15 protein-coding genes and 1 other RNA gene are annotated in these 14,014 nt (G+C 66.2%); 9 read left to right on the top strand and 7 right to left on the bottom strand.

What is annotated here, in order from left to right; genetic code table 11:
• Nucleotides 1–82 precede the first annotated feature (82 nt).
• Genes V9K84_RS22990 through V9K84_RS22975 form a run of 4 tightly spaced genes read right to left on the bottom strand, consistent with a single transcriptional unit; the run spans nt 83 to nt 4,445 of the window.
• The gene (locus V9K84_RS22990) at nt 83–1,300 is read right to left on the bottom strand and encodes a 2-octaprenyl-3-methyl-6-methoxy-1,4-benzoquinol hydroxylase (RefSeq protein WP_168186836.1); all 1,218 of its coding nucleotides are present in this window, start codon (nt 1,298–1,300) and stop codon (nt 83–85) included.
• 36 nt (nt 1,301–1,336) lie between these two features.
• Nucleotides 1,337–2,533 (bottom strand): 2-octaprenyl-6-methoxyphenyl hydroxylase, encoded by a 1,197-nt coding sequence (ubiH, locus tag V9K84_RS22985; protein WP_043863407.1) that lies wholly within the window; start codon nt 2,531–2,533, stop codon nt 1,337–1,339.
• A complete protein-coding gene (gene pepP / locus V9K84_RS22980) occupies nt 2,530–3,864 on the bottom strand; it encodes a Xaa-Pro aminopeptidase (RefSeq protein ID WP_088514660.1) in 1,335 nt (444 codons plus the stop codon). Before pepP ends, ubiH begins: the two co-directional genes overlap by 4 nt.
• Before the next feature lie 26 nt (nt 3,865–3,890).
• Nucleotides 3,891–4,445 carry a YecA family protein gene (locus V9K84_RS22975; protein WP_043863406.1) on the bottom strand — a complete coding sequence of 185 codons (555 nt, stop codon included), beginning with the start codon at nt 4,443–4,445 and terminating at the stop codon, nt 3,891–3,893.
• A 153-nt stretch (nt 4,446–4,598) separates the two neighbouring features.
• Between V9K84_RS22975 and V9K84_RS22970 the strand changes: the two genes are divergently transcribed.
• The 4 genes from V9K84_RS22970 to V9K84_RS22955 all read left to right on the top strand — a co-directional run bounded on the left by V9K84_RS22970 (nt 4,599) and on the right by V9K84_RS22955 (nt 6,011).
• On the top strand, nt 4,599–4,808 hold the full coding sequence (locus V9K84_RS22970) for a TIGR02449 family protein (RefSeq protein ID WP_043863405.1): 210 nt from the start codon (nt 4,599–4,601) through the stop codon (nt 4,806–4,808).
• Nucleotides 4,805–5,122 (top strand): cell division protein ZapA, encoded by a 318-nt coding sequence (locus V9K84_RS22965; protein ID WP_043863404.1) that lies wholly within the window; start codon nt 4,805–4,807, stop codon nt 5,120–5,122. Before V9K84_RS22970 ends, V9K84_RS22965 begins: the two co-directional genes overlap by 4 nt.
• Nucleotides 5,123–5,141: 19 nt before the next feature.
• Nucleotides 5,142–5,319: non-coding RNA, 6S RNA (gene ssrS, locus V9K84_RS22960), on the top strand.
• A gap of 86 nt (nt 5,320–5,405) precedes the next feature.
• The gene (locus V9K84_RS22955; protein ID WP_088514622.1) at nt 5,406–6,011 is read left to right on the top strand and encodes a 5-formyltetrahydrofolate cyclo-ligase; all 606 of its coding nucleotides are present in this window, start codon (nt 5,406–5,408) and stop codon (nt 6,009–6,011) included.
• A gap of 17 nt (nt 6,012–6,028) precedes the next feature.
• Here V9K84_RS22955 and V9K84_RS22950 read toward each other — a convergent pair whose 3' ends face one another.
• Nucleotides 6,029–6,178, bottom strand: coding sequence for a hypothetical protein (locus tag V9K84_RS22950; protein ID WP_167400226.1), 150 nt, complete (start codon nt 6,176–6,178; stop codon nt 6,029–6,031).
• A 183-nt stretch (nt 6,179–6,361) separates the two neighbouring features.
• On the opposite strand from V9K84_RS22950, the gene V9K84_RS22945 reads away from it, so the two are divergent.
• The 4 genes from V9K84_RS22945 to V9K84_RS22930 all read left to right on the top strand — a co-directional run bounded on the left by V9K84_RS22945 (nt 6,362) and on the right by V9K84_RS22930 (nt 11,713).
• Entirely contained in the window at nt 6,362–6,811 is a 450-nt protein-coding gene (locus V9K84_RS22945; protein ID WP_088514621.1) for an EVE domain-containing protein, read from the top strand.
• 101 nt (nt 6,812–6,912) lie between these two features.
• Nucleotides 6,913–7,872: an HlyD family efflux transporter periplasmic adaptor subunit gene (locus V9K84_RS22940; protein ID WP_080922916.1), complete on the top strand. Its 960-nt coding sequence runs from the start codon at nt 6,913–6,915 to the stop codon at nt 7,870–7,872.
• On the top strand, nt 7,869–10,604 hold the full coding sequence (rbbA, locus tag V9K84_RS22935; RefSeq protein WP_088514620.1) for a ribosome-associated ATPase/putative transporter RbbA: 2,736 nt from the start codon (nt 7,869–7,871) through the stop codon (nt 10,602–10,604). Before V9K84_RS22940 ends, rbbA begins: the two co-directional genes overlap by 4 nt.
• The gene (locus V9K84_RS22930) at nt 10,604–11,713 is read left to right on the top strand and encodes an ABC transporter permease (protein ID WP_043863399.1); all 1,110 of its coding nucleotides are present in this window, start codon (nt 10,604–10,606) and stop codon (nt 11,711–11,713) included. The genes rbbA and V9K84_RS22930 overlap by 1 nt, the downstream gene beginning before the upstream one ends.
• Here the strand turns inward: V9K84_RS22930 and V9K84_RS22925 are convergent, their stop codons facing one another.
• Nucleotides 11,714–12,124 (bottom strand): flagellar basal body-associated protein FliL, encoded by a 411-nt coding sequence (locus V9K84_RS22925; RefSeq protein ID WP_054915500.1) that lies wholly within the window; start codon nt 12,122–12,124, stop codon nt 11,714–11,716.
• Between the two features lie 156 nt (nt 12,125–12,280).
• Here V9K84_RS22925 and V9K84_RS22920 point away from each other — a divergent pair, with 156 nt between their 5' ends.
• Nucleotides 12,281–13,258: an NADPH:quinone oxidoreductase family protein gene (locus V9K84_RS22920; protein WP_058541749.1), complete on the top strand. Its 978-nt coding sequence runs from the start codon at nt 12,281–12,283 to the stop codon at nt 13,256–13,258.
• A 61-nt stretch (nt 13,259–13,319) separates the two neighbouring features.
• Here the strand turns inward: V9K84_RS22920 and V9K84_RS22915 are convergent, their stop codons facing one another.
• Nucleotides 13,320–13,850, bottom strand: coding sequence for a CbrC family protein (locus V9K84_RS22915; protein WP_043863396.1), 531 nt, complete (start codon nt 13,848–13,850; stop codon nt 13,320–13,322).
• Nucleotides 13,851–14,014 lie beyond the last annotated feature (164 nt).

The following is a 14,014-nucleotide window of genomic DNA, read 5'->3' as shown; positions in this document are numbered from 1 at the left end:
AGAGGCGCAAATGGTAGTGAATGCCATTTGCCTTCTCAACCGAACTGCCAAGGGAGGAGTTACCAGATGTTGCGGTGCCGCCTCAGGCCCGTGCCAGCTCCGGCAGGTCGCCGCTCAGCCCCAGCGCCTGGCGCACGAACAGCGCCTTGGCCTCCGGCAGTTGCTCCACCCACTTCAGGCCACTGTTGCGCAGCCAGCGCAGCGGCAGCGGGTCGGCCTGGAACAGGCGCTCGAAGCCCTCCATTGCGGCCATCAAGGCCAGGTTGTGCGGCATGCGCCGTCGTTCGTAGCGGCTCAGCACGCGCACGTCGGCCAGGCGCTCGCCGCGCTCATGGGCATGCTGCAGCACTTCGGCCAGCACCGCCGCGTCCAGAAAGCCAAGGTTCACGCCCTGCCCGGCCAGCGGGTGAATGGTATGTGCCGCATCGCCGATCAACGCCAGGCCCTCGGCCACGTAGCGCTTGGCATGGCGCTGGCGCAGCGGTACGCACAGCCGTGGGTCGGCCGCCAGCACCGTGCCCAGGCGGCCCTCGAAGGCCCGCTCCAGCTCGGCGCAGAAGGCTTCGTCCGGCAGGGCCATGAGGCGCTCGGCCTGCGCAGGCGTGGTCGACCACACGATGGAGCACCAGTGCTGCTGGCCGTCGCGCAGCAGTGGCAGAAACGCCAGCGGGCCGTCATCGGTGAAGCGCTGCCAGGCTGTGGCCTGGTGCGGCTCGGCACAGTGCACGCTGGTCACGATGGCGTGGTGCAGGTAGTCCCACTCACGGGTTTGGCAGCCGGTCAGGCGGCGCACCGCCGAGTTGGCGCCGTCAGCCGCAATCACCAGCGGCGCGCGCAGGGTGCGGCCATCGGCCAGGGTCAGCAGCCAGTCGTCGCCACTGCGGCGCATCTGCTCCAGGCGGGCGTTGGCCAGCAGGCCGATCTCGCTGTCGTGCAGGCGCTGCAGCAGACCGTCCTGCACCACGCGGTTCTCGACGATGTGGCCGAGCACCTCGGCGTGCACGCTGGCGGCCGAAAAGTGGATCTGCCCGGTGCCGCTGCCGTCCCACACGTGCATGTCCGAATACGGGCTCAGGCGCCGCTCGCGGATGTGCTGCCAGGCGCCCACGCGCTCGAGGATGCGCTGGCTGGCCATCGACAGCGCGCTGACTCGCGGCTCGAAGGGCGCCTGTGCATCGAACGGCTTGACCGTCAGGGGGCTGCCGTCGAGCAGCAGGATGTCCAGGCCACTGTGCTGCAAGGCCAGGGCCAGGGCGCTACCGACCATTCCGGCACCGACAATCAACAGATCTGCGCGCATTTCCATGCTTTCAAGCCCGATAAAGAGAAGAAGGGGTCATTGGCCAGGCTGGTCCGGGCGTGTACCCAGGCCCATGGCCTGGCGGGCGAACCAGCGCTTGGCCGGGGGCAGCAGGTCCAGGCCCAGCAGGCCCAGGTTGCGCCCGGTGGCGAGCAACGGCTGGCCGCTGCCGAACAACCGCGTGACCTTGTCGGAGAAGCCCACGGTCATGTCCTGGTCCAGGCGCTGGCGCTCGCGATAGGCCTGCAGGGTCGCCAGGTCGCCTGGTACTTCGGGCCCGGCCAGCAGACCGTCAGCCAGCGACTGCACGTCGCGCAGCGACAGGTTGAAACCCTGCCCGGCAATCGGGTGCAGGCTGTGCGCGGCGTTGCCCAGCACCACCAGGTGCGAGCGCACCTGCTCCTGGGCCTCTACCAGCGACAGCGGGTAGAGGTGACGCGCGCCCACCTGGCGCAAGGTGCCCAGACGGTAGCCGAACACGCCTTGCAGCTCGGCCAGGAAGGCTCGTTCGTCGATCTCGGCCAGCCGTCTGGCATCCATTCCGGCACGGGTCCAGACCAGCGCGCAGCGGTTTTCCGGCAGCGGCAGCAAGGCCATCGGGCCGTCATCGGTGAAGCGTTCGAACGCCTGCCCGCAATGGGCCTCGCTCGGGGTGATGTTGGCGATCAGCGCACTCTGGTTGTACGGACGCTGGCTGACGTGGATGCCCAACTGCTCGCGCAGCCCGGAACGCCCGCCGTCGGCCAGTACCGCCAGGTCGCAGTCCACCGTGGTGTCGTCATCCAGTGTCAGGCGGTAGCCGTCGGCCAGCGGCTGCATCGCGCTGACCTGCGCCGGGCAGCGCCAAGTCACCACCTCGGCATCCAGCCCCTGCCACAGGCACTGGCCGAGCCAGGCGTTCTCGACCACGTAGCCGAGTGCCGGCACGCCTTCTTCCAGGGCGTCCAGGCGGGTGGCGCCAAAGCGGCCACGGTCGGACACCTGGATCTGGCGGATCGGTTCGGCGCGGCGGCTGATCGGCTGCCACAGGCCCAGACGCTCGTAGATCTGCCGGGTGCCGTAGGAAAGCGCCGAGGAACGTGCGTCGTAACTGGGCTGGAAGCTGTCGCCGGGGGCGAACGGCTCGATCAGCAGGATCTTCCAGCCACGCGCCCTGGCCCCGGCCTGCAGGGCCAGCGCCAGGCTGGCACCGACCAGGCCGCCACCGATGATGGCAAGGTTGACCCGGCTCATGCGGCGTGGCTGCGTGCAGCCGCCATCAATGCTTCGATTTCGGCCACCGTGCGCGGTACGCCGGAGGTCAGGATTTCACAGCCCTGCTTGGTCACCACTACGTCGTCCTCGATTCGTACGCCGATACCGCGCCACTTCTTCGCGACGCTCTGGTTGTCGGCAGCAATGTAGATGCCCGGCTCCACCGTCAGGGCCATGCCCGGCTCCAGCACGCGCCACTGGTCGGCGACCTTGTACTCGCCGACGTCGTGCACATCCAGCCCCAGCCAGTGACCGGCGCGGTGCATGTAGAAGGCCCGATGGGCCTCGGCCTCGATCAGCGCCGGCACGTCGCCCTTGAGCAGCCCCAGCTCCACCAGCCCTTCGGTGATCACCTGCACGGTGGCCTCGTGGGCATGGTTCCAGTGCTTGCCCGGTGCAATCGCGGCAAAGGCTGCAGCCTGGGCCTTGAGCACCAGCTCGTAGATCGCTTTCTGCTCCGGCGAGAAGCGCCCGCTGACCGGGAAGGTGCGGGTGATGTCGCTGGCGTAGCAGTCGATCTCGCACCCGGCGTCGATCAGTACCAGGTCGCCGTCCTTGAGCAGGGCGTCGTTCTGCTGGTAATGCAGGATGCAGGCGTTGCGACCCGATGCCACGATCGAGCCGTAGGCCGGCATCTTCGCCCCGCCCTTGCGGAACTCGTAGTCCAGCTCGGCCTCCAGGCTGTATTCGTGCAACCCGGCGCGGCAGGCCTGCATGGCCCGCACATGGGCGCGTGCCGAAATCGCCGCGGCCTCGCGCATCACCTTCACTTCCGTGGCCGATTTATACAGGCGCATGTCGTGCAGCAGATGATCCAGCGCAACGAACTCGTTCGGTGGCTGGGCGCCGAGGTTGGCCTTGGAGCGGATCACGTTGATCCACTCCATCAGGTGGCGGTCGAATTCGGGGTGGCTGCCCATGGCCGAGTACACCCGGTCGCGGCCTTCGATCAGGCCCGGCAGGATGTCGTCGATGTCGGTGATGGGGAACGCATCGTCCGCGCCGTATTCGCGTATCGCGCCTTCCTGGCCGGCGCGCAGGCCGTCCCACAGCTCGCGCTCGGGGTTGCGCTCGCGGCAGAACAGCACGTACTCACCGTGCTCGCGGCCGGGGATCAGCGCAATCACCGCCTCGGGCTCCGGGAAGCCGCTGAGGTACTGGAAGTCGCTGTCCTGGCGGTACACATGCTCCACGTCGCGGTTGCGAATGGCCACCGCGGCCGCGGGCAGGATGGCGATGCTGTTGGGTTCCATCTGCGCCATCAGCACCTTGCGACGACGGGCATACTCCGCTTTGGGGATATGGGCTATTGGCACGAGGAACCCCTGTTCGGCATTTAGTGCAAGGAAGGCTTGGGCGCAGGCGCCTGTGGCTTGGCCAGCTCGGAGAACAGCAGCATCGGTGCGACGCGCAGGTACTCCATCACTTCCATATAGTCGCTTTCGCCGTCTTCGGATTCTTCCAGTGCATCCTGGACCTGGGAAATGGCGTCCAGGTCACCCAGCACTTCCTTGGCTTCGGCACTCAGGCTCAGGCCTGCCGAGTTGAGGCCGAAGCCGTACAGGAAGCCTTTGCACCACTCGCCCAGGGCGATGGCACGCTCGGTCAGCGGGGCATCGTCGGTGGGCAGCAACAGCACGACGGTGACTTCTTCACCGGTGAGTTCGCCCTTGACCATCTCCTGCAGGCCGATCAAAGCGTTACGAACATTGTCTACAGGATCGACTTCCAGCAGGTGGGCCGCATCGGCCAACCAGCCGTCGGCATCGAAGCCGGCGCCGGCGCAGCTGCGCCCGAGCAACAAGCCGTGAAGCTCGGCAGGCGAAACAGGGTGACCGTTGCTGGTGAGCAAGGTGGCAAAAGCGGTGTATGGCGAATTCGTAATGGGCATGGGCAGCTAGGCGCCAGACGGCGCAATGACTAGAATGAAGGCCTTGTATCCTAGCACCGGCAGGCGCGCCAAGACCATCGACGCCGCCAATTCGGGGCATGCCGGAACTTAATGAGCGGGTAAGACCCGTCTGACAAAAGCGAGTGGCACGTCATGCCAGAGAACGACCTGCAAGCGCTGATGGGCCGATTCGAGCTGTTGATCGAACGTGTCGAGCAACTAAAGCGGCAAAATGCACTCCTATTAGCTCAGGAAAAATCCTGGCGCGAGGAGCGCGCCCACCTCATCGAAAAAAACGAGATCGCCCGGCGTAAGGTCGAATCGATGATTTCGCGGCTCAAGGCCCTGGAGCAAGACTCATGAGTTCAAGCAATAGCGTCACCGTTCAGATCCTCGACAAGGAGTATTCGATCATCTGCCCGCCGGAAGAGCGCAGCAACCTGGTCAGCGCAGCGCGCTACCTGGACAGCAAGATGCGCGAGATCCGCAGCAGCGGCAAGGTGATCGGCGCCGACCGTATCGCGGTGATGGCGGCGCTGAACATCACCCACGACCTGCTGCACAATCAGGAGCGCCCGCAGGCGCCCACCGGCGGTGCCACCCGTGAACAGGTGCGCGACCTGCTCGAACGTGTCGATCAGGCATTGGCCGACGACGCGGGTTCAAAACCGGCCTGAGTTTCGGGTATACTCCGACCACTCCCTGGAGTGCTTGCCAGTCGGTCATGTCCCTGAGCCGATACGCACAACCACGGGGGTTGCACGTGGGGCCGGTGTGCATGTCCGCTTGACGGAAAGCCTTAACGCCTCCTGTAATCTCCACCTTGAACTTTCGGGTTCAAGGGCTACACCGACAGCGGTTCGTCGGGGAGCCTGAATTCTCCAGCCTGCGCCCACCCAGCGGCGCACGCACATGCACTGCCACCCCTGCGTGGCAGTCGCCCCAGGGACCGCCCGTGCCATGACCGACACCGCGCCGCTTACCCGCCCCCAACTTCGTCGTCTGCTCCGTGATGCCCGCCGTGCCCTCAGCCCGGCCGAACAGCGCCGTGCCGCGCGCGGTCTGTACCGGCAAATGGCGCAGCACCCGCTGTTTCGTCGTGCCCGGCACATTGCCCTGTACCTGCCCAACGACAGCGAGATCGACCCGCGCCTGCTGCTGCGCGAAGCTCAACGTCGAGGCAAGCATACCTACCTGCCGGTGCTGCACGCCTGGCCCAGAACCCGCATGGCCTTCCAGCGCTTCGAGCACGGTGAAAAACTGCGCCCCAACCGCTTCCGCATCCCCGAACCACGCATCAATCTCACACGCCAGCGACCCACCTGGGCACTGGACCTGATCCTGCTGCCGCTGGTGGGTTTCGACGAGACGGGTGGGCGACTGGGCATGGGCGGCGGGTTCTATGACCGCAGCCTGGCGTATCAGGGGCGGCGCAAGGCCTGGAAGAAACCCCTGCTGCTGGGGCTGGCGCACGAATGCCAGAAAGTGGAACGACTGGCCCAGGCCAATTGGGACGTGCCGCTGCAGGGCACGGTATCGGACAGGGGGTGGTACCTGGCACCCTGAAACGGGCGCCGCAAGGCTCAACGCTTGACGGGGGTCGGGGCGGCCGGCATCTCGTAGGCGGCTGTTTCGAGTTTCTGTTCCCACAGGCTTTGTGCATAGCCGGTGGTGACCACACCCAGGCCAAACAGAAAAACGAGCACCCAGAGCAAATCCGGTTTGCGATTCATCGATTGCCCCCCTCAGGCAAACTCATCACGATGACAGCAACGGTTTTTATTATGCCGTGCAGCAGCGTCAAGCTTAAAATGCGCGCATTCTCCGACAACCTGGTGCCACACGCAAACGTTGACGCCAACCGGCTGTCGGTTTCATGCAACAGGTTATTTCAAACTTTGTCTGGAGCGTCAACGATGGCCTACTGGCTGATGAAATCCGAGCCCGACGAGCTCTCGATCGAAGACCTCGCCCGCCTCGGCCAGGCGCGCTGGGACGGGGTGCGCAACTACCAGGCGCGCAACTTCATGCGCGCCATGGCGGTGGGCGACCTGTTCTTCTTCTACCACTCCAGCTGCCCCGAGCCCGGCATCGCCGGTATTGCCCGCATCACCACCGCCGCCTACCCCGACCCCACCGCACTGGACCCCGAGAGCCACTACTTCGACGCCAAGGCCAGCGCCGAGAAGAACCCGTGGAGCGCAGTGGACGTGGAGCATGTGGAAACCATGCGCAAGGTGCTGGGCCTTGGCTACCTCAAGCAACAGGCGGCACTGGCCGAACTGCCACTGGTACAGAAGGGCAGCCGCCTGTCGGTGATGCCGGTGACGGACGAACAATGGGCCGCGGTGCTCGCACTACGTTAATTTCGCGTAAGATGCCCACTCGTTTGATACGTATCAACCCGCCACGGTAGGCAAAACGTCAGACTCTGACGTCAAACGCAGCAGGATGCAGGTGCATGTCGATGAGCCAACACACCCCCAAACTCTTTGCCGGCGCGCTGATTGCGCTGCTGGTGGCAGCCGGCGGCCTGGGCTACTGGAAGTCCATGCACGACCGTCTGCCCGAAGGCCTGAGCATGGGCAACGGTCGCCTTGAGGCCACCGAGGTGCAGATCGCCACCAAAGTGCCGGGGCGCCTGGCCGAAGTGCTGGCCGACGAGGGCGACGTGGTGCACAAGGGCCAACTGCTGGCGCGCATCGACACCCGCACCATGGAGGCCCAGCGCAACCAGGCCGAAGCCGAAGTGCTGCGTGCCCGCGAGAACTACGCGGCCGCCCAGGCCACCGTGCAGCTGCGCCAGAGCGAACAGCTGCTGGCCAGCCAGGAACTCAAGCGCGTGCGCGAACTGTTCCAGCGCAAGTACTCCAGCCAGCAATTGCTCGACCAGCAGCAGGCCCGCTACGACACCAGCAATTCAGCCGTGGTGGCAGCGCGAGCGCAACTCGCGGCAATCAAGGCCGCCATCGGTGCCGCCGAGGCCCAGGTGGCCCAGCTCACCAGCGAAATCGACGACAGCAGCCTGCGCGCGCCCATCGATGGCGTGATCCAGCTGCGCCTGGCCGAACCGGGCGAAGTGCTCGGGGCCGGCGGGCGCGTACTGCTGCTGATCGACCCCAGCGACCAGTACATGAACCTCTATCTGCCCGCCTCCACCACCGGCAAACTGACCGTGGGCGACCAGGCACGCATCGTGCTCGATGCCCTGCCCGACCGCGCGCTGCCGGCCAAGATCAGCTTCGTGGCAGCCAAGGCGCAGTTCACCCCCAAGCAGGTGGAAACCCGTGACGAGCGCCAGAAGCTGGTGTTTCGCGTCAAGCTGCGCCTGACCGAGCCCAGCGCGGTGCCCCAGGCCAAGCCGGGCATGCCCGGCGCCGGCTATGTGCGTAGCGCCCCCGTGGACTGGCCGGCCAACCTGCAATGACGGCCCTGGCGCTGCAGGCGCGTGGCATCAGCCACCGCTACGGCTCCCTCGAGGCCCTGCAGGACATCTGCTTTGAACTGCCGGCAGGCACCCGCTGCGGCCTGATCGGCCCGGACGGTGCGGGCAAGTCGAGCCTGCTGGGGCTGATTGCCGGGGTCAAGAAGCTGCAACAGGGCGAGTTGCAGGTGCTGGACGGCTCGATCCGCCAGCGCCGCCATCGCAACAGCCTGTACCCGCGCATCGCCTTCATGCCCCAGGGCCTGGGCGGCAACCTGTACCCCGAGCTGTCGATCAGCGAGAACATCCGCTTCTTCGCCACGCTGTTCGGCCTGAGCCGCACCGAGTGCGACACGCGCATGCACGCGCTGCTGCTGGCCACCGACCTGGAACGCTTTGCCGAGCGCCCGGCAGGCAAGCTCTCCGGGGGCATGAAGCAGAAACTCGGGCTGTGCTGCGCACTGATTCACGAGCCCGACCTGCTGATTCTCGACGAGCCCACCACCGGCGTCGACCCGCTGTCGCGCCGGCGCTTCTGGGAGCTGGTGGAGCAGGTGCGCGGCGAGCGTCCGCAACTGACCCTGCTGGTGGCCACCGCCTACATGGAAGAGGCCGAACAGTTCGAGCACTGTCTGATGCTCGACCGTGGTCGCCTGATCGCCCAGGGGCTGAGCCGCGAGCTGGCCGGCGCCACCGCCAGCGGCAAGCTGGACGACGCCTTCACCTGCTACCAGAGCCAGCAGCAGGATGACCGCAGCCGCACCCAGGCGCCGCTGGTGATCCCGCCACGCCCGGCCGACGACGGCGACATCGCCATCGAGGCCCATGAACTGACCCTGCGCTTCGGCGACTTCACCGCAGTGAACAAGGTCAGCTTCGCCATCGGCCGTGGCGAGATCTTCGGTTTCCTGGGCTCCAACGGCTGTGGCAAGACCACCACCATGAAGGTGCTCACCGGCCTGATGCCGGCCAGCGAAGGCAGCGCCACCCTGCTCGGCCGCCCGGTCGACGCCAAGGACCTGGCCACGCGCAAGCGCGTCGGCTTCATGTCGCAGAGCTTTTCGCTGTATGGCGAACTGAGCGTGCGTCAGAACCTCGAGCTGCACGCGCGCCTGTTCGACCTGAACAAGGCCGACAGCACCCCGCGCATCGCCGAACTGATCGAGCGCTTCGACCTGGGCGACATTGCCGACCAGCAGTCCGGCGCCCTGCCGCTGGGCCTGCGCCAGCGCCTGTCGCTGGCCGTGGCGGTGCTGCACCGGCCTGAAGTACTGATCCTCGACGAACCCACCTCCGGCGTCGACCCGGCCGCACGCGACGACTTCTGGCGCCTGCTGATCGAGCTGTCCCGCGAGCAGGGCGTGACCATCTTCCTGTCCACCCACTTCATGAACGAGGCGCTGCGCTGCGATCGCATCTCGCTGATGCATGCTGGCCGTGTGCTGGCCTGCGATACCCCGGCCGCGCTGCAACAGCAGTTCGGCGGCCAGACCCTGGAAGACGCCTTCGTCACCTGCCTGGAACAGGCGCAGAACAGCAGCCCGGCGCCGACCGAGGCCCAACCGGTGAGCACCACCGCCGAGGCCGCCAGCCCGCCACCCCGCAGCGGCTTCAGCTTCGTGCGGCTGTTCGCGGTAGCCACCCGCGAAGGCAAGGAGCTGCTGCGCGACAAGGTGCGCCTGGCCTTCGCCCTGCTCGGTGCGCTGTTCATGATGGTGATCTTCGGCTATGGCATTTCGCTGGACGTGGAGAACCTGGCATTCGCGGTCTACGACCAGGACCAGAGCCCGCAAAGCCGTCTGTACCTGGAAGCGTTTCGCGGCTCGCGCTACTTCGCCGAACAGGCGCCGATCCGCGACGCCGCGCAACTGCACAAGCGCCTGCAACGCTCGGAAATCAAGCTGGCGCTGGAGATCCCCCCCGGCTTTGGCCGCGACCTGAATGCCGGGCGCCAGCCGGTGGTGGCGGCCTGGCTCGATGGCGGCATGCCGTTTCGCGCCGAAACCAGCCGCAACTATGTGGAGGCCGTGCACCAGGCCAACCTCGAACAGCTCGCCGCGCTGAGCAGCCGCGCACAGCCAGGCCTGGCAGCGGTAAAGCTTGAAACCCGCTTTCGCTACAACCAGGACGTGATCAGCGTGAACGCCATCGGCCCCGGGGTGATGGCGCTGATCCTGGCATTCATTCCCGCGATGCTCACGGCACTGGGCATCGTGCGTGAAAAAGAGCTGGGCTCGATCACCAACTTCTACGCCACGCCGCTCACGCGCCTGGAGTTCCTGCTCGGCAAGCAGGCCCCGTACCTGCTGGTGAGCCTGGTCAACCTGGCGTTGCTGGTGGCGATGAACCGCTGGCTGTTCGGCGTGCCCTTCAAGGGCAGCGCGCTGGCCCTGGCCTGCGGCGGGGTGCTGTACCTGCTGGCCACCACCAGCCTGGGGCTGCTGATCTCGGCATTCACCCGCACCCAGATCGCGGCGATCCTGGGCACCATGATCATCACCAGCCTGCCGACCATCCAGTTCTCCGGGCTGATCGTGCCGCGCTCTTCTCTCGATGGCGCGGCAGCACTGATGGGTCAGCTGTTCCCGGCCGGCTACTTCCTCGACATTGCCGTCGGCACCTTCACCAAGGCCCTGGACCTGCGCGAACTATGGCCGCAGTGCCTGGCCCTGTTCGGGTTCTTCGCCGGCTTCACCGGGCTGAGCCTGATCATGCTGAAAAAGCAGGAGGTCTGATGCAGCGCCTGGCCCATATCTACCGCCTCGGTCTCAAGGAGCTGACCAGCCTGCGCCACGACAGCGTGCTGCTGCTGTTTCTGCTGTATGCCTTCAGCGTGGCCATCTACATGCCCGCCGCCGGTTCGGTGATCGGCGTGCACAACGCCAGCGTGGCCATCGTCGACGAAGACCACAGCCTGGTCTCGCGCAAGCTGGGCGAGGCGCTGCAACCGCCGGAGTTCCAGCCGGCGGTGACGCTGCCCTACGACCAGCTCGACCAGGCCATGGACAGCGGCCAGTACACCTTCGTAATCAATATCCCGGTGAACTTCCAGAGCGACCTGCTGGCCGGGCGCACCCCGGAACTGCAGGTGAACGTCGACGCCACCGCCATGAGCCAGGCGTTCATGGGCGCCGGCTACATCGGGCGGATCTTCGAACGCGAGCTGCTCGACTACGCCAAGCAGGCCGTGCAGAGCCCGGCGCTGCTGAGCCCACGGGCGCTGTTCAACCCCAACCTGGAGGGCGGCTGGTTTCTGGCGGTGATCCAGATCGTCAACAACATCACCATCCTGGCCATCGTGCTGACCGGCACTGCGCTGCTGCGCGAACGCGAGCACGGCACCCTCGACCACCTGCTGGTACTGCCACTGACGGCACTGGAAATCATGCTGGCCAAGATCGGCAGCAACGCGCTGGTGGTGGTGCTGTGCACCTGGGTGTCGCTGGAGGTGGTGGTCAAGGGGGCATTGGGAGTGCCGCTGGCCGGCTCCATGGGGTTGTTCCTGGGCGTGACCGCGCTGTACCTGTTCGCCAGCACCGCGCTGGGGATCTTCCTCGCCACACTGGCGCGCTCGACCCCGCAGTTCGGCTTGCTGGCGATCCCGGTGATCATCCCGATGCTGTTGCTGTCGGGCGGCAGCACGCCGCTGGACAGCATGCCGCAATGGCTGCAGTGGGTGATGCAGCTGTCACCCTCCACCCACTTCGTCAGCCTGGGTGCCGCGATCCTGTTCCGCGACGCCGACGCATCGGTGGTGTGGCCGGACCTGCTGGCGCTGGCGGCGATCGGCCTGGCGTTCTTTGCGATCGCCCTGGCACGCTTTCGCCGCAGCCTGGCTTCGTGACTACTGCACGATCAGGTTGTTGAACAGCAGGTCGGCCACAACCGGCCGGCCTTCTTCGCCGTTGAGCACCTGCTGCACCTGCTTGAGGGCTTCCTGGCGAAGGTGTTCCTTGGCCTCGACGTTGCTCATGCCGTCCAGGCTCTGCTGGGTGAACAGGGCCACCAGCTGGTTGCGGATCAGCGGTTCGTGGTGCTTGACCGCGGCCGCATCCACATCGTTGTCCACGCGCAACGCCACATCGGCCTTGTACACGCGCAGCTTGGGGCCGCCATCAAGGGCATAGTTGCCCACCAGTGGCGGGGTCAGGGAGATGTACGACACCTTCGGCGCGCCCTCTCCGTCCTTGGCTTCTTCGGCCATGGCCGCCGCTGGCAGCATCAGGGCCAGTACCATCAAGATCCACGCTTTCACCAATTCGCTCCTCAAACAGTTGGCGCCAGCATACCCAGCGCCTTCGCCAAACCCAAGCCCGGGCTTATGCCGGCTTATCAGGCCGGGGCATGCTCGTTGACCCGACACCCTGCCCACCTACACTTATCGGCCACCACCCGCAAAGGAATAGCCCTGATGAAAGCCGTGTTGTGCAAAGCCCATGGTCCGGCCAGCGACCTGGTCCTCGAAGAGGTCGCCAGCCCCGTGCCCAAACGCAATGAAGTGCTGGTGCAGGTGCATGCGGCGGGGGTCAACTTCCCCGACACCCTGATCATCCAGGGCAAGTACCAGTTCCAGCCGCCACTGCCGTTCTCGCCGGGTGGCGAAGCAGCAGGGGTAGTGCTGGAGGTGGGCGAAAAGGCCGGGCCGTTGCAGGTGGGCGACCGGGTGATGGCGCTGACCGGCTGGGGCAGCTTTGCCGAGCAGATCGCGGTGCCGGGCTACAACGTGATGCCGATCCCGGCGCACATGGACTTCGCCACGGCTGCCGCATTCGGCATGACCTACGGCACCTCGATGTACGCGCTCACCCAGCGCGGGCAGTTGCAAGCCGGGGAAACCCTGCTGGTGCTGGGCGCGTCGGGCGGGGTCGGGCTGGCAGCGGTGGAGATCGGCAAGGCCCTGGGCGCGCGGGTGATCGCAGCGGCCAGCAGCGCCGACAAGCTGGCCGTTGCCAAGGCTGCCGGTGCCGACGAGCTGATCAACTACAGCGAAAGCGGCCTCAAGGAGGAAATCAAGCGCCTGACCGGTGGCCAGGGCGTGGACGTGGTTTTCGACCCGGTGGGCGGCGAGCTGTTCGAGCAGGCGGTGCGCGGGCTGGCGTGGAACGGACGGATGCTGGTGGTGGGGTTCGCCAGCGGGCAGATCCCGCAGTTGGCGGTGAACCTGACGCTGCTCAAGGGCGCGGCGGTGCTGGGGGTGTTCTGGGGTGCGTTCGCGCAGCGCCAGCCGGCGGATAACGCCGCGAACTTCAAGCAGCTGTTTGCGTGGCATGCCGAGGGCAAGCTGAAACCGCTGGTGTCGCAGACCTACCCACTGGCCGATGCCGGGGCTGCAATCGAGCAGTTGGCGGGGCGCAAGGCGGTGGGCAAGCTGGTGGTGTCTGTGCGATAGCCAAGCCCGCTCCCGCGCTGCCCTGTGGGAGCGGATTTGACCCGCGATAGAGGCGTGAACGTCAGCTCATGTCCCAGGCCAGCAGCACCTGCTTGCACCCACGGCACACGAACTTGTAGAACCCGGTATCCCCGCCCGGCGCATACCCCACCGCGGCCCACGACCAGTCCTCCACGGTCATGCCGTTGTACTCGGCCCAGTGCTCCCGGGTCGCCGGCGTGGCCTCACTGATGTCCTCGGCGCTGGCGTCCCCGTGGAACTCGCAGGCGTCACCGCAATGGTGCATCCACTGGCTGTCCTGCCATGTGGGATAGCCCGGCGTGCGATAGGCGATCTCGTCGAGCACCTCAGGCTTTATGCCCGCCTCCCCCATCGCATACACATCATGGAAACTGCCGTCGTAGCGCCTGGCCGCCGAACCATCGGCGATGCACCACGGGCAGATATCGCCCTCGAGTGTGTGCGCGGTGTACAGCGTGCCGTCATACAGGTAACCACGCGCCTGCCCGCAGCACACGCAAGCCTCGCTGCTGGCCACGATGTAATGAACCTTGCCGGGGTAATAGGTAAAGACCGGAAGTGGTGTTGTCATGGCATTCCTTCTCACAGCTGCTTGAGCGCAAGGTCACGCAGTTGCTGCGGCCAGGCGTCGATGAACATCAGGTCGGGCTGTCCGGCGCAGCGCCGCTCGATAGACGGCAGCGCTGCCTCGAACGCCTGCTGCGCCTGCTTGAACTGCAGCAGGGTGGGCGATGC

Source organism: Pseudomonas sp. AE27 (genome assembly GCF_037113495.1).
GTDB classification, from domain to species: Bacteria; Pseudomonadota; Gammaproteobacteria; order Pseudomonadales; family Pseudomonadaceae; genus Aquipseudomonas; species Aquipseudomonas palmensis.
The sequence above is the reverse complement of the archived record's forward strand: the minus strand, read 5'-3'. Positions and strand labels throughout refer to the sequence as shown.